20 protein-coding genes are annotated in these 20,390 nt (G+C 63.4%); 13 read left to right on the top strand and 7 right to left on the bottom strand.

All coding sequences use genetic code 11. The features are described from left to right. Position 1: 1 nt before the first annotated feature. The 5 genes from NKJ01_RS09640 (at position 2) to NKJ01_RS09660 (ending at position 4,405) form a co-directional block, all read left to right on the top strand. The gene (locus NKJ01_RS09640) at positions 2-970 is read left to right on the top strand and encodes an ABC transporter permease (protein ID WP_352727578.1); all 969 of its coding nucleotides are present in this window, start codon (positions 2-4) and stop codon (positions 968-970) included. Beyond that, positions 967-1,842, top strand: coding sequence for a MurR/RpiR family transcriptional regulator (locus NKJ01_RS09645; RefSeq protein WP_352605796.1), 876 nt, complete (start codon positions 967-969; stop codon positions 1,840-1,842). The genes NKJ01_RS09640 and NKJ01_RS09645 overlap by 4 nt, the downstream gene beginning before the upstream one ends. Then, positions 1,839-2,732 carry a PfkB family carbohydrate kinase gene (locus tag NKJ01_RS09650; RefSeq protein ID WP_352727579.1) on the top strand — a complete coding sequence of 298 codons (894 nt, stop codon included), beginning with the start codon at positions 1,839-1,841 and terminating at the stop codon, positions 2,730-2,732. Before NKJ01_RS09645 ends, NKJ01_RS09650 begins: the two co-directional genes overlap by 4 nt. Before the next feature lie 102 nt (positions 2,733-2,834). Continuing rightward, entirely contained in the window at positions 2,835-3,332 is a 498-nt protein-coding gene (purE, locus tag NKJ01_RS09655; protein WP_352727580.1) for a 5-(carboxyamino)imidazole ribonucleotide mutase, read from the top strand. Next, entirely contained in the window at positions 3,329-4,405 is a 1,077-nt protein-coding gene (locus tag NKJ01_RS09660) for a 5-(carboxyamino)imidazole ribonucleotide synthase (RefSeq protein WP_352727581.1), read from the top strand. Before purE ends, NKJ01_RS09660 begins: the two co-directional genes overlap by 4 nt. 14 nt (positions 4,406-4,419) lie before the next feature. On the opposite strand, the gene NKJ01_RS09665 is transcribed toward NKJ01_RS09660, so the two are convergent. Next, positions 4,420-4,842 carry a lysozyme inhibitor LprI family protein gene (locus NKJ01_RS09665; protein ID WP_352727582.1) on the bottom strand — a complete coding sequence of 141 codons (423 nt, stop codon included), beginning with the start codon at positions 4,840-4,842 and terminating at the stop codon, positions 4,420-4,422. A 229-nt stretch (positions 4,843-5,071) separates the two neighbouring features. Here NKJ01_RS09665 and ykgO point away from each other — a divergent pair, with 229 nt between their 5' ends. From ykgO to NKJ01_RS09685, 4 genes are all read left to right on the top strand, one after another. Next, on the top strand, positions 5,072-5,197 hold the full coding sequence (gene ykgO / locus NKJ01_RS09670) for a type B 50S ribosomal protein L36 (RefSeq protein ID WP_006203764.1): 126 nt from the start codon (positions 5,072-5,074) through the stop codon (positions 5,195-5,197). 112 nt (positions 5,198-5,309) lie between these two features. Further along, on the top strand, positions 5,310-5,915 hold the full coding sequence (locus tag NKJ01_RS09675; protein ID WP_352605789.1) for a tetratricopeptide repeat protein: 606 nt from the start codon (positions 5,310-5,312) through the stop codon (positions 5,913-5,915). 129 nt (positions 5,916-6,044) lie between these two features. Further along, positions 6,045-7,112 carry an alpha/beta fold hydrolase gene (locus NKJ01_RS09680; RefSeq protein WP_352727583.1) on the top strand — a complete coding sequence of 356 codons (1,068 nt, stop codon included), beginning with the start codon at positions 6,045-6,047 and terminating at the stop codon, positions 7,110-7,112. A gap of 45 nt (positions 7,113-7,157) precedes the next feature. Further along, on the top strand, positions 7,158-8,069 hold the full coding sequence (locus NKJ01_RS09685) for a phosphotransferase family protein (RefSeq protein ID WP_352727584.1): 912 nt from the start codon (positions 7,158-7,160) through the stop codon (positions 8,067-8,069). A gap of 6 nt (positions 8,070-8,075) precedes the next feature. On the opposite strand, the gene pyk is transcribed toward NKJ01_RS09685, so the two are convergent. Together pyk and NKJ01_RS09695 are read right to left on the bottom strand one after the other, a co-directional pair. After that, on the bottom strand, positions 8,076-9,509 hold the full coding sequence (gene pyk / locus NKJ01_RS09690) for a pyruvate kinase (protein ID WP_352727585.1): 1,434 nt from the start codon (positions 9,507-9,509) through the stop codon (positions 8,076-8,078). Then, positions 9,506-9,916 (bottom strand): DUF1036 domain-containing protein, encoded by a 411-nt coding sequence (locus NKJ01_RS09695; protein WP_352605849.1) that lies wholly within the window; start codon positions 9,914-9,916, stop codon positions 9,506-9,508. Before NKJ01_RS09695 ends, pyk begins: the two co-directional genes overlap by 4 nt. Before the next feature lie 322 nt (positions 9,917-10,238). Between NKJ01_RS09695 and NKJ01_RS09700 the strand changes: the two genes are divergently transcribed. The 3 genes from NKJ01_RS09700 to NKJ01_RS09710 all read left to right on the top strand — a co-directional run bounded on the left by NKJ01_RS09700 (position 10,239) and on the right by NKJ01_RS09710 (position 12,975). Further along, on the top strand, positions 10,239-11,036 hold the full coding sequence (locus NKJ01_RS09700) for an N-formylglutamate amidohydrolase (RefSeq protein WP_352727586.1): 798 nt from the start codon (positions 10,239-10,241) through the stop codon (positions 11,034-11,036). An 11-nt stretch (positions 11,037-11,047) separates the two neighbouring features. Beyond that, complete coding sequence (locus NKJ01_RS09705) at positions 11,048-11,356, top strand: DUF1244 domain-containing protein (protein ID WP_352727587.1); 309 nt, start codon at positions 11,048-11,050, stop codon at positions 11,354-11,356. Positions 11,357-11,799: 443 nt separating this feature from the next. Further along, positions 11,800-12,975, top strand: coding sequence for an MFS transporter (locus NKJ01_RS09710; RefSeq protein ID WP_352727588.1), 1,176 nt, complete (start codon positions 11,800-11,802; stop codon positions 12,973-12,975). Here the strand turns inward: NKJ01_RS09710 and NKJ01_RS09715 are convergent. Further along, positions 12,939-13,847: a LysR family transcriptional regulator gene (locus NKJ01_RS09715; RefSeq protein ID WP_352727589.1), complete on the bottom strand. Its 909-nt coding sequence runs from the start codon at positions 13,845-13,847 to the stop codon at positions 12,939-12,941. The genes NKJ01_RS09710 and NKJ01_RS09715 overlap by 37 nt on opposite strands. Positions 13,848-13,942: 95 nt before the next feature. On the opposite strand from NKJ01_RS09715, the gene NKJ01_RS09720 reads away from it, so the two are divergent. Further along, positions 13,943-14,902, top strand: coding sequence for an SDR family oxidoreductase (locus tag NKJ01_RS09720; protein ID WP_352727590.1), 960 nt, complete (start codon positions 13,943-13,945; stop codon positions 14,900-14,902). A 70-nt stretch (positions 14,903-14,972) separates the two neighbouring features. On the opposite strand, the gene NKJ01_RS09725 is transcribed toward NKJ01_RS09720, so the two are convergent. The 3 genes from NKJ01_RS09725 to NKJ01_RS09735 all read right to left on the bottom strand — a co-directional run bounded on the left by NKJ01_RS09725 (position 14,973) and on the right by NKJ01_RS09735 (position 19,759). Beyond that, entirely contained in the window at positions 14,973-15,131 is a 159-nt protein-coding gene (locus NKJ01_RS09725; protein WP_032908138.1) for a DUF3309 family protein, read from the bottom strand. A gap of 193 nt (positions 15,132-15,324) precedes the next feature. Beyond that, entirely contained in the window at positions 15,325-18,507 is a 3,183-nt protein-coding gene (locus NKJ01_RS09730) for an efflux RND transporter permease subunit (RefSeq protein ID WP_352727591.1), read from the bottom strand. 76 nt (positions 18,508-18,583) lie between these two features. Then, on the bottom strand, positions 18,584-19,759 hold the full coding sequence (locus NKJ01_RS09735; RefSeq protein WP_352727592.1) for an efflux RND transporter periplasmic adaptor subunit: 1,176 nt from the start codon (positions 19,757-19,759) through the stop codon (positions 18,584-18,586). Between the last annotated feature and the right edge of the window lie 631 nt (positions 19,760-20,390).

The raw sequence follows: 20,390 nt of genomic DNA on the forward strand, positions 1-20,390 counted from the left end.
TATGTCGGATACCATTCTGGTGCAGCCACGGGCCGAATTCATGCGCGGGGTCTCCATGCGCGACGCCGGCACATTGATCGGCCTTGTCGTGATCTTGGCCGTGTTCGGGGCACTGGTGCCAGGCTTCTTCGCCGAGCGCAACCTGATCAACATCCTGCAACAGTCGAGCATCAATGCCTGCCTGGCGCTGGGCATGACGCTGGTCATCATCTCCGGCGGCATCGACCTGTCTGTCGGGCCGACGGCAGCCCTTTCGGCCGTCATCTCGGCCTCGATGATGGTCGCCGGCGTACCGTTTCCGCTCGCCATCGCCGCCGGCTTCGCCATTGGCCTTGCCTGCGGCCTCGTCAACGGCCTTCTCGTCGCTTTTGTCGGGCTGCAGCCCTTCATCGTCACACTGGGAACGCTTAGCACGTACCGGGCACTGGCGCTGATCTATACCGGCGGCAATCCGGTGCTCGGCCTGCCGGCAGGCTTTCGCGCTGTCTTCAACGGCTCGCTATTCGGGCTGCCGCTGGCTGTCGTCATCGTGGCCGGTATGGCGATCGTCGCCTGGGTGGTTTTGAAGAAGACGCCCTTCGGCGAATATCTGCTCGCCGTCGGCGGCAATGAGGAGGCCGCTTACATCGCCGGCGTGCCGATCGCCCGCACCAAGATCGCCGCCTACATGATCTCCGGCCTGCTGGCAGCCCTTGCCGCGCAGATCCTGATCGGCCGGCTCGGTGCCGCCGAACCCATCCTCGGCAATCTCTGGGAACTGGACGCCATCGCCGCTGCCGCCATCGGCGGCGCCTCGCTGATGGGCGGCAAGGGCAGTGTCGTCGGCACCATCCTGGGCGCCGTCATCCTCGGCGCCATGCGCAACGGTTTGACGCTGATGAACGTGCAGTCCTTCTATCAGCTTCTGGCAACTGGTCTTATAATCCTCGCCGCGATGCTTATCGATCGCGTGACGAGGGGGCGTGGATGACCTTGAGCGGGCTGGACCTGAAAGCGGTAGGACCGCGGATCCGCATGATGATGCCGCATCTCACCCCGCTGGAGGCGAAGGTGGTGGAAACCGTCTTTGGCCGGCGCGGCTTTGACGAGAGCATCCCGCTGAAGCAGATCGCCGAGGAGGCCGGCGTGTCCGAGGCAATGGTGGTCAAGATCGCCAAGAAGCTCGGTTTTTCCGGCTATCGCGACTTTCGCACCGCCGTCTATGAATACAGCCGCCTGCCGACTGCCGAGATGCATCAGGAACTGTCATCCGACGACAGTTCGGCCGAGATCGTGCAAAAAGTGTTCCGCACCTCCATCCAGGCACTGGAGGAGACACTGGCGATCCTCGACATCGAGGATTTCGACCGCGCCGCCGAGCTTCTCTACCGTGCGAAGAACCGGGATTTCTATGGCGTCGGCGGCTCAGCGCAGATTGCGCGCGACGTCTCGCACAAGTTCCTGCGCATCGGCATTCGCGCATCCGTCTACGACGATTCGCACATGATGCTGATGTCGGCCTCGCTGCTCGGCGGCGATGATATCGCCGTCGGCTTCTCGCATTCGGGCAATACCTCTGCCGTCATCGACGCCATCCAGCTGGCCCGCAAGAACGGCGCAAGGACGCTGGCCATCACCAATTACGACAATTCGCCGTTGGCTGCGGTGGCCGACATTGTGCTGTGCTCGACCGCACAGGGATCGCCATTAATGGGCGAGAACGCGGCGGCGCGCATCGCCCAGCTCAACATCCTCGATGCGCTGTTCGTCGCGGTGGCGCAGCGCGACTATCAGGCGGCGGAGCGCAACCTCGGCCGCACCATGTCGGCGGTGACATCGAAGCGAAAAGACCGGGGATCATGACGACACCGCCGCTGGTCACCGTCTTCGGCAGCCTGCACTACGACATCATGGTCGACGCGCCCGACCGCCCACGCAAGGGCGAGACGGTGACCGGCCATGCCTGGCACCCGAAATGCGGCGGCAAGGGCGGCAACCAGGCCGTTTCGGCGGCAAGGGCCGGCGTGCGCGCGGCGATGATTGGCGCGGTTGGCAACGATGATTTCGGGCGGGCGTTGCTGGCCAATCTCGATCGCGCCAGGGTCGACCGCCGCTTCGTGCGGGTGGCCGCTGGTGCCGGCTCCGGAATGAGCGTGGCGATCTTCGACCAGGGCGGCGATTATGGCGCGGTGATCGTCTCGGGCAGCAATCTCACTCTGGGCGATGCCGATATTGCCGCTGCTTCCGAAATGGTGTCCCAAACGGCAGTGCTCCTGTTGCAGAATGAGGTACCCGAAGGCGCCAACATTGCTGCCGCACGCGCGGCGAAGGCGCAAGGCGGCCGTGTTGTGCTGAACGGGGCCCCGGCGCGCAAACTGTCCGGCGAGTTGACCGCGCTGGTCGACATATTGGTGGTCAACGCCATCGAGGCGGAGTTCCTGGCCGGCATGGCGGTGGTCGAGACCCTGGACGGTGCCGCGCAAGCCGCGCGGCTGCTGGCCGATCTTTGCCCTGTCGCGATTGTCACGGCGGGCGGCGAAGGTGTCGCCTGCTGTGATCGGACCGGCGAGGCCTTCGCGCTGCCCGCCATCCCGGTCAAGGTCGTCAGCACGCATGGCGCCGGCGATGAATTCGTCGGTGCGCTGGCCGCGGCGCTTGCCCGTGGGGAGACCATGCGGGCGGCCGTCACCGCCGCCAATGCGGCGTCGGCCTTGCTGGTCTCGACGCCAGAGGCCGAGCGCGACGGCATCTGACTGGATGGTTTGCGTCTTGCCAAACCGCTGCGGCGGCCGCCGATCCTTGCGGCTTCGCGCGAATTCCGCTAAGGCGCGCCTTTGTCGCCGGGAAACACGAACTTGGACGATCAACGCGCCGATGTCGCCATCATCATGGGCAGTCAGTCCGACTGGGCGACGATGCGCCATGCGGCCGAAACGCTGGAAGCACTCGGCATTCCGCACAAGCGGCTGATCGTCTCCGCGCATCGCACACCGGACCGGCTCTACGATTTCGCCAAGGGCGCCAAGGCGGCCGGCTACAAGGTGATCATCGCCGGCGCCGGCGGTGCCGCGCACCTGCCCGGCATGACGGCTGCGATGACGCCGCTGCCGGTGTTCGGCGTGCCGGTGGAATCGAAGGCGCTTTCCGGGCAGGATTCACTGCTGTCCATCGTCCAGATGCCGGCCGGTATTCCCGTGGGGACGCTGGCCATAGGCAAGGCCGGTGCCGCCAACGCAGCCCTTCTGGCCGCTGCCGTGCTGGCGCTGAACGATGACGAGCTTGCCATCCGTCTGGATGCCTGGCGCGCCGCGCAGACCGCCAAGGTCGCAACCGAGCCGACGGATACGCCGTGAGCCTGGCCCCCGGATCGACCATCGGCATCATAGGCGGCGGCCAGCTCGGTCGCATGCTGGCAATTGCTGCCGCCCGTCTCGGCTACCGCACCGTGGTGCTGGAGCCGCAAGCGGATTGCCCGGCGGCGCAGGTCGCCAACCGGCAGATAGCGGCCCCCTATGACGACCGAGCAGCCCTTGCCGAACTGGCCGCGTCGAGTTCCGTCATCACCTACGAGTTCGAGAACGTGCCGGTTGCGGCCGCCAGCGCGCTGGCCGCCAAGGTTCCGGTCTATCCGCCGGCGCGCGCACTGGAAGTGGCGCAGGACCGGGTGAGCGAAAAAGCATTCCTCAACGGCATCGGCATTGCCACCGCGGGGTTCCTCCCGGTCGACAATGATGACGAGCTGACGGCGGCGCTGAATGCGTTCGATGGCAGCGGCATCCTGAAGACGCGCCGCATGGGCTATGACGGCAAGGGCCAGCGCGTCTTCCGCAATATGAAAGCCGGCAGCTTCGCCGGCATCTGCGAGGCGATGGGCAATGTGCCGCTGATCCTGGAAAGCTTCGTGTCGTTCGAGCGCGAGATTTCCGTGATCGCCGCGCGCGGCATCGACGGCACTGTCGCAGCCTACGACCCGGCCGAGAATATCCACCGCAACGGCATTCTCCACACATCGACCTTGCCGGCTCGAATAAGGCCCGAAACGGCGGAAGCAGCACGAGCAGCGGCGTCTAAAATATTGTCGGCGCTGAACTATGTCGGTGTCATCGGCGTCGAGTTCTTCGTGCTCGCCGACGGCTCCCTGCTGGCCAACGAGATCGCGCCCCGCGTCCACAATTCCGGCCACTGGACGGAAGCGGCCTGCATCGTTTCGCAGTTCGAGCAGCACATCCGCGCCGTCGCCGGCCTGCCGCTTGGAAATCCCCAGCGTCATTCCGATTGCGTGATGGAGAACCTGATCGGCGACGATGTGCTGCGTGTTCCAGCCCTGCTCGCCGAGCCGAACCTGATGCTGCATCTCTATGGCAAGGCCGAGGCACGCCCCGGCCGCAAGATGGGCCATTTCACCAGGATCGGCCGTCGCGCCTAACCCCCGAAACAGGCCTACTGCACGTCGTCGCTGTCGTCTTGGTCAGGGCTGGCGCAACTGGCATCGCCTTCCTCGCAATTGGCGGCGGCAGCGAGCTGCTCGATGCGATCATTGGTCAGCCTGGCCAGGCATTGCGAAACTTCCATCGGATGGATCGAACCGCCCGCGCTGGCTGCGGTGGAATGCGCGCACTCTGCATCGCGAAAAGCGATCCAGGCGCGTTGCGCCACCTGCAGCAGTCTCTTGCTGTCGGCGTCATCCGCGCTGATGAGATCCTGGTAGGCCTTGTTGAGCCTGGCGTCGGCCTCCTGGTAATCCTCGCCGGCGCAGATGTTCATCATCTGCTGGCTGTCGTCGCTACGGTCGCACTCCTGCGCGCGGGCAGCCGAGGCTCCCGCCAGCACGAGAATGCAGGCGGACAGGAAAATTCGGCGCATATCCATCCCCAAATCACTTCATGGCGGGCGCATCATCCCAGCCGACTGAAGCCCGCGCAATGCCGCAAGGCCGACATGGCGGATATTTGATGATATGGAGAGACGGAGCACGCTTGCGGTTGACACGGACAAGGCTCCTCGTTTATGAGCCACCCACAGTTCAAAGGCGCGTCTTCTGGCGCGCCTTAAAATTTCGACCCGAACCGGGTCCACACCGACAGGCAAGACCATGAAGATCAAGAATTCGCTCAAGGCGCTGAAGGCGCGTCACCGCGACAACCAGCTGGTTCGCCGCAAAGGCCGTATCTACATCATCAACAAGACCGCTCCGCGCTACAAGGCACGCCAGGGCTGAGTTTTAGGGCTGGAGGCTGTTGCCTTCGCCCAGTGATGCTTGTTGCCCGCCTGCCGGCCCTTTCACGCCAAATTCAGTTTGACGTTCCGCCGCCCGGGATTAGAGTCCGGCGATGCGGATTCTTTTTGCATTTTTGACGTCTCTGCTTGTTTCCAGCGCCATTTATGGCCTGGCGCGCGCGGATGACGCTGTCGTGCCGCCGGCCAGCAAGGACGTGCCGCCGGTGGCAACGACGAGGCAGGCCCGTCTCGATCAGCTGTTCAACGACCTGAAGCGCGAGCGCAACGAAAAGGCAGCCGAGCGTATTGCCGGCAACATCTGGAATGAGTGGTCTCAATCCGGCAGCGCCTCGATCGATCTGATGATGCAGTGGTCGCAGAAGGCCATCGAAAGTCAGAAGTTCGACGTCGCCCTCGATTTCCTCGACCAGGTGGTGATCTTACAGCCGACCTATGCCGAAGGCTGGAATAGGCGCGCCACCGTGCATTTCATGATGAAAAACTACGGCAAGTCGATGTCCGACATCGACCATACGCTGCAGCTCGAGCCGCGCCATTTCGGCGCGCTCTCCGGCCTGGCGCAGATCATGGCACTGACCGGCCACAAGCAATCGGCACTCGAGGCCTGGCAGAAGGTTCTGGCGATCTATCCAATGATGCGCAGCGCCCAGGACCAGGTCGGCACGCTTTCGGAAGAGCTTGCTGGAGAAGGCATTTAAGGGAATAGGCAGTAGGGATTAGGCAGTAGGCGCAGATCGCGTTACGCACATTCCTACTGCCTACTGCCTACTGCCTATTCCCTATTCGCTACTGCACAACTTATCCCCCTCCACCCCCGTATCTCCCCCATGAACCTGATCTACGCCGCCCTTGCCTTCCTGATGGCGCTTGTCTTCGGCTTTGTCGGCATCACCCGCGCCGGTTCATGGCTTATCGAACGCCGCAATCCGTCGATTGGTGAATTCGCCGACATCGATGGCGCCCGCATTCACTATGTCCACATTCCGGGCCCCGCGAACGCCGAGCTGCCGCCGATCGTCTTCATCCACGGCGCCAGCGCCAATCTCAGGGATCAGATGCTGCCGCTGCGGCCATTGCTCGAAGGCCGCGCCGAAATGCTGTTCTTCGACCGGCCAGGCCACGGCTGGTCAGGCCGTGGTCCCGGCAACAACGAGAACCCGTCGGCTCAAGCCAACACCATCGCCGCGTTGATGGACCGTCTGGGCATCAGGAAGGCTGTTATCGTCGGTCATTCTTTCGGTGGTGTGGTGACATCGACTTTCGGCCGCGAGCATCCCGACAAGACGCTTGGCCTGGTCTTTCTCGCGCCGGCAACTCATCCGTGGCCGGGCGGCGCAACCTCCTGGTATTACGATCTGACGACCATTCCGGTGATCGGCTGGCTGTTTTCCGAGACGCTGACCTATCCGACGGGAACGCTGCGGATGGAAGACGCCACGACCTGCGTCTTCTCGCCCAACAGGGTGCCGGACAACTATCTCGCCGCGGCCTCCATCCCGTTGGTCCTGCGACCATCGGCCTTTCGTGCCAACGCCACCGATGTCGCCGGGCTCTATCGCTATGCCCTTGGCGCCGCACCGCACTACAACCAGATCAAGGCGCCGACCGTGGTCATTTCGGGTGATCGCGACAAGGTCGTCTATGCGGAGATTCACTCGACGGGCCTCCAGCGCGACATACCGGGCGCCCAACTCGTCTGGGTGCACAATCTCGGCCACAAGCCGGACTGGATTGCGCCCGATCTCGTCGTTGGTGCCATCGAGAAGGTCTCCGGCAAGGATGTCGATCTGCGGATTATCGCCAAAAGCGTCGAAGCCCGGATCGCCGGCGATCTGTATGGCGTCGGGAAATGCGCCGATCTCAAGCAGCCGGAAGCAGAGCTTGCACCGACCTGACCGCCGTCCCTTCACGTGGCTGGGAAGCTCCCCTACAACACGGCCATGCCTGAACCGAACCTGGACACATTCTCACGAGCAATAATTCGTGTCTTCCCGGAATTGAAGACTTCAAGCTTCCGGCTGATGACGGCAGGTTGGCACTCGACGGCGGTCGATGTCGACGACAGGCTGGTGTTCAAGTTCCCGCGTCACAAGGTTGCTGAACGAGCGCTTCTCAGGGAAGCCGCCCTGCTGGCCCTGATCCGCCCTTGCCTGTCGATGCCGGTCCCCGATATGAGCATCCATGAGGGGCCTCCGCTGTTCTCCAGACATGAGAAACTGAAAGGGGAACATCTGCTGGCAGCACGATATGAAGAATTGCCCGAACATGCCCGCCAACGCTTGGGCAACGATCTGGGCCGCTTTTACGCCGAGCTTCATCGGCTCGACCTGAAGCAGATGGCGACCGCTGGCGCCGAGCCGGTAGGCACCTGGCAGGCACCGAGCGCAATCCGCGCGAAGGCGCTGCCCTTGCTGGCGCCTCGGCTACTCGTCCACGCCGAGGCAACCCTGATGGAATACGAAAGTCTGCCACCAGACCCGCACGGGACTACATATGGATTCTTCGACGGACATGGCTGGAACATGGCGTTCGATCATGCGCGAATGAGGCTCAACGGACTCTACGACTTTGCCGATTCAGGCATAGGCGCGTTGCACCAGGAGTTCATCTACTCGAATTTTATCGCGCCGGACCTTACAGGGCGAATAGTCGCCGCGTATGAAATCGCGACCGGACGCGTGCTGGACCGCAAACGTATCTCCATCCTGACCGGCGTCCATCGTCTGTCCGAGTTGGCTGAACTCGCCGACGACCCAGACCATGTCCCGGCCATGATCCGAAGCGTTGCGGAATGGTTTGCTGCACCACACCAACGGATGGCGATTAGCCGCGTCCGGGGCGACCGCCGTTGAAGCGGCTTACCGGCCGGCCGCTTCCGATCCCAGATAGGCGATGCGCAGCATATTGGTCGAGCCCGGCGTCCTCAGCGGCACGCCGGCGGTGATGATGACGCGGTCGCCGGGCTTGCCGAAGCCTTCCTCGAAGGCGATGCGGCAGGCGCGGTCGACCATGTCGTCAAGATCGATTGCGTCGGGTGAGACGACGCAATGCGTGCCCCATAGCAGCGACAGCCGGCGCGCCGTGTTGACGATCGGCGACAGTGCGACGATCGGCACTTGCGGACGCTCGCGGGCGGCGCGCAGGCCGGTGGTGCCGGACGCCGTGTAGGTGATGATCGCCGAAAGTTTCAGCGTCTCGGCGATCTCGCGGGCGGCCAGCGAAATGGCGTCGGCGCCGGTCGCTTCCGGCTCGGAACGCTGTGCGTTGATGATGCCGGCATAGGTCGGATCGGTTTCGACCTTGGTGGCGATACGGTTCATCATCGCCACGGCTTCGACGGGATAGGCGCCCGCCGCCGATTCCGCCGACAGCATGACGGCATCGGCGCCTTCGAAGACTGCGGTCGAAACATCCGACACCTCGGCGCGGGTCGGCACCGGTGCTGTGATCATCGATTCCAGCATCTGCGTTGCAACCACCACCGGCTTGCCGGCGCGGCGCGCGGCGCGCGTGATCTGCTTCTGGATGCCGGGTACCGCCTCGAGCGGCATCTCGACACCGAGATCGCCGCGGGCGACCATCAGCGCATCGGACAGTTCGATGATCTCGGCCAGCCGGGCGACGGCCTGCGGCTTTTCGATCTTGGCCATGATCAGCGCCCGGCCGCGCGCGATCTTGCGCGCTTCGGCAAGATCCTCCGGCCGCTGGACGAAGGACAGCGCGACCCAATCGACGCCCGTGGCCAGCACAGCATCGAGGTCCTTGCGGTCCTTCTCGGTCAGCGCCCCGACCGGCAGGTCGGTATCGGGCAGGCTGACGCCCTTCTTGTCGGAGATCGTGGTGCCGGCGACGACGGTGCAAACGATCGACTTGCCGTTGCTTCTCACCGCCTTCAATTCGAGCTTGCCGTCATCGATCAGCAGGCGATGTCCGGCTTCGACGGAGGTCAGGATTTCGGGATGCGGCAGATAGACCCTGGTCGAGGTGCCGGGTTCGGGATTGTCGTCGAGCGTGAAGGTCTGGCCGACGGTCAGCACTTCCTTGCCATTGGCGAACTTGCCGACGCGCAGTTTTGGCCCTTGCAGATCGGCCAGGATGCCGATCGGCCGGCCGACCGCTTCCTCGACAGTGCGGATGCGCCCGACCAGCGTGCGCATCAGCTCGTGATCGGTATGGCTCATATTGATGCGGAACACATCGGCGCCAGCTTCGAACAGTTTCTTCAGCATCTCCTCCGACGAGGAGGCCGGACCGATGGTGGCTAGGATCTTGACCTTGCGGCTACGTCTCATTGACTGTTTGTTCCCGGGGCGGCTGGAGCGCCTCCCGTTGTGGACTCATCGGTCAGCTGGACCATCCAGTTTCCCTGTTCGCCCGTGTCATATTCCTGGAATCCGGCGCGCTGAAAGCCCCGGGCGACGCAGTCGGTTACGCCGGCGATCTTGAACTCTTTTTCAGCCACGCACATGTTGATCGGGCCGTCCCAGCGTCCGCCGCGCTCGGCGTCTTCTGCATAAAGATAGTAAAACCTTGATGACAGCGGCCCTTCTATCAGCGTCTTGCAGCTCGATCCCTCGATGTGCCACCAACCTTCGGTGATCCAGCCGGCCTTGGCGCGATAGCCGATACCGACGCCGACCAGATTCTGCGTGGCGTTGCAGACGCGAAAATCGGCGCGCGCCGGCGAGGCCACGACCATCGCCGACAGGCCGACGGCAAGGATCAAGAGCGGCGTGGCAAAGGCAGAGCGCATGCGCTGCCTGCCAGCGGAACTCATCCGAAAACCCCTCAAGAACCACATCAGCATCTCTCTGCGCCCCTTTTCGGAAAAGTCCGGGCGCATGTCAACGCACCGTTTTGTCCAATTCCAATCGATTTAGAAGGCTCCGGCGCACAATTCGCCGGCCTCTGCCAGATTTCCAGGGAAACCTTGGCCAAACAACGGCATTGCGCAAGCGTCGTCTTCGTGGAATGACGATAGCACCCTCCCCGGAAGCCAGCGAACAGACCATTTCCCGACAATGACCCGATCCACAGTTTTCGCGCCTTGCGATATTGTCGAAGGCGACCGCAAGCGAGGCATCGTGCTCCTGTGCGACCATGCCCGCCGCGACCTGCCCGACGATTATGGCAGGCTCGGCCTGCCGGCGGCGGAGTTCGACCGCCACATCGCCTATGACATCGGCGTCGAAACGGTAACGCGCGAACTGGCCGCTTTGCTCGACGTGCCGGCGGTGCTCGCCAATTTTTCGCGGCTGCTGATCGATCCCAACCGCGGCGAGGACGATCCGACGCTTATTCGCCAACTCTATGACGGCACTGTGGTGCCCGGGAATTACCCCATCGCTCCCGAGGAGCGCGAAAGGCGGCTCGATGGCTTCTACCGGCCCTATCACGATGCCGTCGGCGCCGTGATTGCCTCGGTCGCGCGGGCCTCTGCGCAGGCGCCCTTCATCTTGTCGGTGCATTCCTTCACGCCGGCCATGCAAGGGGTCCAGCGTCCCTGGCATGTCGGCATCCTGTGGGACCTCGACGACCGGGTGGCACGCCCGCTGATCGATATGCTGGCCGAGGACAAGAACCTCGTCGTCGGCGACAATGAACCCTATGACGGCGCGCTGCGCGGCGACACCATGTACAAGCACGCCATCATCAACGGCTTCGCTCATGCATTGATCGAAATTCGCCAAGATCTGATAGCAGACCAGAAGGGCGCGCTCGACTGGGCCGAACGGTTGGCGCTGATCGTTGACGCGATCAATCGCCGTCCCGATATACATGTCGTGAAGATGTTCGGCTCGCGCACCGGGCCGCTATGACGGAGGTTTCGATGACCGAACTCAGCGACGAGCAGAAGCGCGACTTCGAGGCCGCCGCCTTTCGCCGGCTGATCCAACATCTGCGCGAACGCAGCGACGTGCAGAACATCGATCTGATGAACCTCGCCGGCTTCTGCCGCAACTGCCTGTCGAACTGGTATCGAGACGCGGCCAATGCCGAGGGCGTCGACCTCAGCAAGGACCAGTCGCGCGAGATCGTCTATGGCATGCCCTATGCGCAATGGCAGGCACTCAATCAGATCGAGGCCTCCGACGCCAAGAAGGCCGAATTCGAGGCAAGGCGCCCTAAGGACCATTAGACAAACCCTTGCGGGGCGACGGGTCCCCGGCCACCTTCTTCCGGCGTCTCGTATGGGCTAGGCCCTCGCGGCTTCGTCATCCTAGGGCGAAGCAGTCGCGAAGCGACGTCGCGGAGACCCTAGGATCCATGCCGCGACGGTTGGCACAAGCATGGCGGTTCAGGTCGTGGCGCTCCAGCTAGAACTAGTTCCGCACCATAGCATCGCACAGGAGTCGCGGCATGGATCCTCGGGTCTGCGCCGCGTCGCTTCGCTCCTTGCTCCGCCCGTGGATGACGAAGAGAGAAGCGTTTCCGCTAATCTCCAACGCAGGTTGTCCGCCACGAACGATGCCGATCCTATCTAGCCCTTTGGTCCAAGCATTTCCCCACATACAGCGCTTGACTGGAAATTGAATCGATCTAATTTGCCGCGCGAAGCCATTTTCTGACCGGATTCGCCTTATGAACGCGTCAACAGCCATGCAGACTGCCATTCGCGGACGATGGACCGTTGCCGCCATTTTCCTCGCCAACGGCTTTCTGACCGGCAGCTGGGCGCCTCAGATTCCAGTGTTCCTGACCCGGCTCGACATCTCGAAATTCACGCTCGGCTTGTTGATCCTGCTGTTCGGCGCCGGCGCCGTCGCCGCCATGACCTGGTGCGGCCATTTGATCTCCAGACATGGTTCGCGCACCGTGCTGCGCTGGTTCGGCCTTTGTGGCAGCCTCGGCCTGCTGGTCGTGGCGCTGGCACCCAATGTGCCGCTGGCGGCCATCGCCATGTTCATCTTCGGCGGCTCGATCGGCGGCATGGACGTCGCCATGAACGCCAATGCCGTGGTGGTCGAACGGCGGCTCTCCCGCGCCATCATGTCGTCGTCGCATGGCTTCTGGAGCCTCGGCGGTTTCGCAGGTGGCGGCCTCGGCGGCTTCGTCATCCAGACCTACGGCCATCTCGCCCACGCGGCGGTGGTGACTGCGCTCGCCTTCGCGGCGATCGCGGTGGCGGTTGGCTATCTGATCGGCGAGAACAGGCCGCAGGCGGCCGAGCATCACAAATTCACGCTGCCGGCCAACCCGCTGGTCTACCTCGTCGGCCTGATGGCGCTGCTGACGATGGTTTCCGAAGGTGCGGTGCTTGACTGGGCGGCGCTGTATCTAAGGCAGGAACTCGGCGCAGACCTTGCCGTCGCCGGTCTCGCCTATGCTGCCTTTTCCGGCGTCATGGCGATCATGCGGTTCTTCGGCGACGGCGTACGCAACCGCTTCGGGGCGGTCACGACGCTACGCGGCTCGGCGGTTGTCGCGGCTGCTGGCATGCTGATCGCCGGACTGTCGCCCTCGCCCTGGCTTGCAATCGCCGCCTTTGCCCTGTGCGGCTTCGGCATCGCCAACATGGTGCCGATCATCTTTTCTGCCGGCGGCAATCAGGAAGGCATGTCGTCGGGCACCGGCATGAGCGTCGTCACCACCATGGGCTATTCCGGCATATTGGTGGCGCCGTCGGCGATCGGCTTCGTTGCCGAGCATTCGAGCTTCGGCCCGATCTTCGTCGCCATGTCGGGTTTGCTGATCGTCGTGCTGCTGATGGCCGGCCTTGCTCACCGTGCCGAGTTCGCGGCCGCACCGGCCGAATAAAGTTTCAGCTCTTCGTAGAGGAAATCTGCCACGCGGCGGATACGCACGCTGGTGCGCACGTCGCGATGCATGGCCAGCCATACCGGCAGATCAGGCAGTGGCAGCCCAGGCAGCAATTTCTCCACCGATGGATCACGATCGACCAGCGGCTGCTGGCCGAAACCGATGCCGTTTCCCGCCCGCACCGCCTCCCAAAAGACGATCTGGTTGTCGGCCCTGAAGCGGAAACTGCTCCGCGTAACAGGGATGCCATACTGGGTGAAGCCCCTGATGATCTCGTCGCTGCGGTCGAAGCCGACCAGATCGTGATCGACAAGGCCGGATGGCTCCAGCGGGCGGCCACGGCGGTCGAGATAGGATTTTGCCGCGCAGACGCAGAGCGGAATATCGCAGACCTTGCGCGCCACCAGTTCATTCTGCGCCGGCTTGACCATGCGGATAGCGATGTCGGCATCGCGGCGCAGCAGGTTCTCGACCTGATTGGAGGCGACGATCTCAACCTCGATACCCGGCTCCTCGATCCCTAGCCGCGCCGTCATCTCCGGCAGCACATAGGCGGCGACAACTTCGCTGGCGGCGATACGCACGGTGCCCTCGATTGCCTCGACCGATCCCAGCGCCAGCAGTAAAAAAGCGCTTGCCTGCTCGCTGACTGCCTTGCCGCGTTCAAACAGCGTGCTGCCGGCTTCCGTCAGTTCATAACCGCGCCGCCCGCGCCGGAACAGCGTGACACCCAGCGCCTGCTCCAGTTCGGCGACGTGGCGGCCAAGTGTCGGCTGGCTCGCCGACAGTTTTCGCGCGGCAGCCGACAGGCTGCCGGTTTCCGCCACGGTGACGAAGCTCTTGATCAGGTTCCAATCGAATTCGACCATTCATTTTTGAATATCAGCCCGCCAATCATTGTCAATTTCAATTCACTTGCGGAGCGATCATATTCAGGCTGCAAACGCAAACACGGAGACCAGAAATGACCAAGATCGCAATTCTCGGTGCCAATGGCCGGCTCGGCCGCGTGGTCGCCAAGGCCTTCATCGATGCCGGCTATGATGTCCGCGCAATCACCCGCAGCGGCAAGGTGCCGGCCGAACTCAACGGCGCCACGGCGGTCGCCGGCGACGCGCTCGACCGCGAGGGCTTGATCCGCGCCACGGAAGGCGTCGACATTATCTTCAACGGCCTCAACCCGATCTACACCGATTGGGGCAAGTGCCTGCCGATGGCCGAGAACGTCATGGCCGCTTGCCATGCGAATGACACGCTGCACCTCTTCCCCGGCACCGTCTACAATTACGGCTCGCCAATGCCGGCGGTGATCACGGAAGACACGCCGTTCCACCCGACGACAGAGAAGGGCCGCATCCGCTGCGCCATGGAGGATTTGTTCCGCTGCGAGGCCGACGCCGGCCGGGTGCGTACCATTCTCTTGCGCGCCGGCGACTTCTTCGGCGGCACCGGCAGCGGTTCATGGTTCGACCTGGTCGTCGCCGCCAAGATGACCAAGGGTATCTACACCGCTCCTGGTCCAGTCGATGTCGTGCATGAATGGGCCTACCTGCCGGACTTCGCCAAGGCCTTCGTCGGCCTGGCGCAGAACCTCGACAAGTTCGGCACCTATGAAGCCCTGAACCTTCCCGGCCATGCAATCACCGACCGGCAACTCAAGGCCGCGGCAGAGAAGGCGCTCGGACGCCCGCTCAAGATGACCTCGATGCCGTGGTGGGTGCTGCGCGCCGGCAGCCCGTTCTTGGCGATGTGGCGCGAGATCGTGTCGATGTCTTATCTGCGCTTCGAGCCGCATCAACTGATTTCGACGCGGCTGGAAGGCATCATCGGTGCGATCCCCCACACGCCGCTGGATCAGGCGGTCACTGAAGCTCTTGAGGATATCGGCATCGCCACCGTGAACGGCGCTGCGAAAGCTGCCTGACAGGCCCGGCGGGCAGCCATGCTGCCTGCCCGATCTCTTTACATCGAGAGGTCTCTCCGGGAAGGACGGGCTAAACCCTTCCCATCAACACCAGCACCAGAAGCACCACCAGCACCACCCCGACAATGCCCGACGGCCCATAACCCCAGGAACGCGAATGCGGCCAGGCTGGCACGGCGCCAATGAGGACGAGAACCAGGACGATGATGATAATGGTGGTGATCGGCATGGCAAACTCTCCGTCCAGCATTGCTCCGGTGACAACGCTTTGCGTTGCACCCGGGACATCACTTTACGTTGCTTCCGGGGCGATGCTTCGCATTTGTCTGGGAGACAACGCTTCACGTTGCTCTTGGAGACAACAATGCAAAAGGCCGCCCGGTTGTTCCGGGCGGCCTTTGCCGTTCAAATCGGTAACGGGTCTATTCGGCGGCTTTTGGAAAGGCGATCTCCGGCTCGGCTCCGGCATCGTCCTGTCCTGGCGCATCGGCCGACGAGATCTCGCCCTTGCCGCGCCGGAACAGCCGGCTGAACCAGCCGCGCCGCGCGCCAGGCCTGACTTTGGCGCGGGTGAAAACCATCAGCATCGACGGTGTCACCACCAGCGTCAGTACTGTGGCGAAGGACAGGCCGAAGACGATCGCTGACGACAATGAAATCCACCATTGCGTCGACGGCGCGTTGATCGTGGTCTCGTGATGGAAGATTTCGAGGCCAAGGCCGAAGGCGATCGGCAGCACGCCGAGAATGGCCGACACCGCCGTCAGCACCACCGGACGGGCGCGTTCGCGGCAGGTCTGCAGCACCGCCTCGACCTTGTCCCAGCCCTCTTCGCGCAGCCGATCATAGGTGTCGATCAGCACGATGTTGTTGTTCACCACCACGCCGGCCAGCGCGATGACGCCGATGCCCGACATGACGATGCCGAACGTCTCGCCTGTTATCAGCAGCCCAAGGAAAACGCCGATCGTGGCCATGACCACGCAGGACAGCACCAGCCAGACGCTGGTGAACTTGTTGAACTGCGCCAACAGCACCAGGAAGATCAGGAAGATCGCCGCTCCGAAGGCCTTGCTGAGGAAGGCGCTGGCTTCGGCACTGTCCTCGTTCGAGCCAGCCAGCTTCCAGCGAATGCCGCTGCCCAGATCCATGTCGGAGACGGCCTTGGTGACCTGCTCCTGCACGGCCGCGACCTGGGCGCCGGCGGCAACGTTGGCCTGGACGACCACCGTACGGGCGCCGTCGATCCGGTTGAGGATACCGACCGTCGGTTCAGGCTTGCGCACGACAAAGTTCGAGATCGGCACCGAGCCTTGCGAGGTCTGCACGCGCAGTTCGTCCAGCGTCGACAGCGTGCGCCGGTCCTCGGGCAGGCGAAGCCGGATGTCGACGGCGTCATCGGCGCCGGCCGGACGGTATTCCGAGAGTTTAAGTCCGTTGGTCACCAGCTGCACCACGGTGCCGACCGAGGTCGGGCTGATGCTGTACTGCGCCGCCTTGGCGCGGTCGACCTCGAGCGCCCAGTCGACACCGGGCGGCGGCAGGCCATCGGAGATGTCTATGACGCCCGGCACCTTGCCAATGCGCGCCGCGACCGCACGGGCCTTGTCGTCGAGCCCCTTGGGGTCGACGGCCGAAAGCCTGATCTGGATCGGCTTGCCGGTCGGAGGGCCGGCCTCCGGCACGCGCACCTCGACATCGACGCCGGGAATGCCGGCCATGACGCCGCGCAAATCATCCAGGATGTGGTTCGCCGACTTGCGCTCGCGCCAGTCGATGAATTCGTACTGGATGACGCCGACGACGTCTTCGGGAACATCCTGGCCGCCGCCTTGCGTCTTGCCGACGCGGGTATAGACCGACTTGACGCCGGGCCAGCCGAGCAGCCTGTTTTCCGCGACCTTGGTCGCCGTGTCCATTTCGGCAAGCGAGAGATTGCCGCGCGCATGCACGTAGAGCAGGCCATAGTCGGGCTCGACGTTCGGGAAGAACTCGACGCCGGCGCCGTATTTCGAATAGGCAAAGCCGACGCCGAACAGCAGCGCGACGGTCAGCACCAGCACGGTGATGGGGAAACGCACCGCCTGCTTGACGATCGCCATGTACCAGCCGTCGCGATTGTCATCCTCGTGATGCGGCGGCGCCTTGGCGAAGATCGCTCCCAGCGTCGGCGCGAACACCAGCGCGTAGAGCATCGAAGCCGAAAGCGTGACGATCAGGGTGATCGGCATGTACTTCATGAAGTCGCCGATGATGCCCGGCCAGAACAGCAGCGGCGAGAAGGCGGCGATACGCGTCATCGTCGCGGCGATGACCGGACCGGCCATGCGCTTGGCTGCGAGCGCGAAGGCTTCCTCCTTCGGCATGCCTTCGCTCATCCGTCGCTCGGCGAACTCGGTGACGATGATGGCGTCGTCGACCAGCATGCCGACAGCCAGGATGAGGCTGAACAGCACGATCATGTTGATCGTGTAGCCCATCATCGCCAGCAGCAGGATGCCGATCAGGAAGGACGACGGAATGGCCAGGCCAATGAGCAGCGAGGCACGGCCGGACAGCGCATAGAGAATGACGATGAACACCAGGATAACGGCGATCATGACGTGGTTCTGCAGATCGCCCAGCAGCTGGTTGACGAAGACGGACTTGTCCTGCGTGTAGGTGACGTTCATGCCCGCAGGCATGGATTTGACGAACTCGTCGGACACCGTCCGCACCTTGGCGATGGTGTCGATAAGGTTGGAGCCGATGCGCTTCTTGACTTCGATGGCGATGGCCGGCTTGCCGTTGAGGCGGGTCACCGTTTCGGCATCCTTGAAGGTCGAGCGGATCGTGGCAATGTCCTTGGCCTGCACCACGGCGTTGGGGCCGGCGACCACCGGCAGTGCCGCCACATCCTCCGGCGTCTCGATCAGCGAAGGCACCTTGACGGCGTACTTGCCTTCCGAGCCTTCGATGTTGCCGGCGGCGACCAGACTGTTGGAGCTGCCGACCGCACCGATCAGCTGATCGAGCTGCAGCCCATAGGACGACAGCTTCATCGGGTCGATGACGACCTCGACGAGGTCGTCGCGCGCACCTTGCAGCGAGCCCTCGAGAACGCCGGGCACCTCCTCGATACGGTCGCGCAGTTCGCGTGCTGCGGCGGTCAGCACGCGTTCGGGCAATTCGCCCGACAGCGTGACGACGAGCACCGGAAACTCGGAAATGTTGACTTCGTTGACTGTCGGTTCCTCGGCGGCCTGTGGCAGGTCGGCCTTGGCGTCCTGCACCTTGCTGCGCGTATCCTGAAGCGCGGTGGCCAGATTGGTCTGCGGCTGGAATTCGACCAGCACGTAGCCGCCGCCCTGGAACGCCGCCGAACGCATTTCCTTGAGGCCCTTCAAGCTTTTCAGCTTGCTTTCCATCGGCCGCAACAAAAGCCGTTCCGAATCCTCAGGCGAAATGCCCTGATAGATCAGGCTGATATACATCATCGGAATCGGAACGTCAGGCTCCGCCTCCTTCGGCGTCGACTGATAAGCGACCGCCCCGGCAAGGATGAGGAACACCAGGACCGAAATGGTCAGCCGGGCATTGTTGATTGCGAGTCTGACGATATCCATGGCTAACGCCTGTTGTTGAATTTCAGGAGCTGCGTCGCAGCCGATTGTCCCCATCCAGGGCTAGTCCATCGCGATACTACTGCGTGCCGGCAGTCGCCTCGCCCAGCAGCTTCTTGATGGTCGCCTGGTCGGCCTCGACCGGATTGACCAGATCGCCTTCCTTCACCAGTTCCTGGCCGGCGACTATGATGCGCGCATCGGCCGGAATGCCGCCGAGCACGAGGCCGGTCGGCGTGTCGTCGACAAGGTCGATCGGGAAGAACGCCACCTTGTTGTCCTTGGCGACGGCACGGATGCCGAGGTCGCCCTTGTCCCCGAGCGTCACCACCGAGCGCGGCAGCAGCACTGCGTCGGTCGGTTGGGCGTTGAGCGCGATTTCCGCCGTCATGCCAGCCGGCACGGAGCCGTCGCCATTGGGGATCGCCACCTCGACGCGGAAGGTCCGGGTCGCCGACGATGCGTCGCGGCTGATATAGCGCACGGTGCCTTCGACGGTCTGGCCGCTGACCAGTCGTATATTGGCCTTGTCGCCGAGCTTGAGATAGCCCAGGTCGCGCTCGCTGACTTCGCCGCGGGCAATCACCGGGTCAAGCTTGAGGATGGTTGCCACCTCGCCGCCCTGCATGATGGAACTGCCAAGCTCCACCGGCACCCTGTCGATAACGCCGTCAAACGGCGCCTTGACTTCGTTGCGGTCAAGCTCGGCCTGCGCGGTATCCAACTGCGATTGCGCCAGGGTCAGATTGGAGCGCGCGGTGTCGAGCTGCAGCTTCGGCAAATTGCCTGACTTCATCAGCTGCAGCGACGCTTCCAACTCGGCCTGACGCTGCACAACCAATTGCCTGGCGTTGTCGACCATCGAGATCTTTTCTTCCGCCGCAAGCATCATCACCAGATCGCCGGTCTTGACGTGCTGGCCTTGCTTGACCGGCAGCTTGTCGATCACGCCGGCGACGCGCGTCGCCAGCACCGCCCGCTTGTCGGCTTCGGTCAGCCCGGAAACACGTATAGCGCGTGCATAGGTCTTGCGCGGCGGCGTCACCACCGCCACGGTGCGCAGCGGTGCCTTCGGCTCGGCTTCCGCCGCTTTGGGCTTGTTGGTGTCCGGCGCCTTGGCCTGCTCGACTCCGGCTGCCTTGGCATTGTTGGCGGCTACGCTGCCGACGGACGAAAACTCGCCTGTCGCCATCCAGGCCGCGAAACCAATGAGCACAACAATGGCTGCAAGCTTGTGAAACCTGATTCTTGGCATCGTCGTTGTTTTCCACTGCGGGTTCGGCCGGCGTCCTCATAACGCGGGCGCGTCGCCGATATGGGTGCGCGCCAAGCCGTGTTCAATTTGCCGTGATCGGCGAAGCGCGCTTCTACATCAAAGTTGTCCCGCAATATAGTCCGAAAGTTGCAAGATCATTGCGCCACCGGACAAGATGCGCCCGCCGCTATCCATTTTCGATCGTCTCGTATGTGTCTTCCGCCGAGCCTGGCGCTGACTCGCGATCTCCACCGGGCCCAGCCCCAGGCAGCCAATTTGTCGTCGCGCGCATACAGCGCCACATCCTGCAGGCTATGCCCGCCATTGCGGGCGGAGGGATCCTTGATCCGGGTGCAGGCGAGGACCTTCCGAGCCAGGCCATCTCGGTCGATGCCAGATGCCAGCCTCGGTCCCTTGTGGCCCATGCAAAATATTGGAATAGCTGGACAAATGTCGTGTCGTGCAACGCAAGCCCGGATTGCCGAAACCAGACCCATCGACGCCGCTTTGGACGTTGAAGGCGTGAACGCGCGCGCCGCCATGATGCGCACCGGACCAGCGCGGCCGGTCGTCCACGACACGGCGGTCGGCGCAGCGCGGACGCGAAAACACGGCGTAGACCTTGCCTCAT

Source organism: Mesorhizobium sp. M0276, assembly GCF_040321755.1.
Taxonomy (GTDB): domain Bacteria; phylum Pseudomonadota; class Alphaproteobacteria; order Rhizobiales; family Rhizobiaceae; genus Mesorhizobium.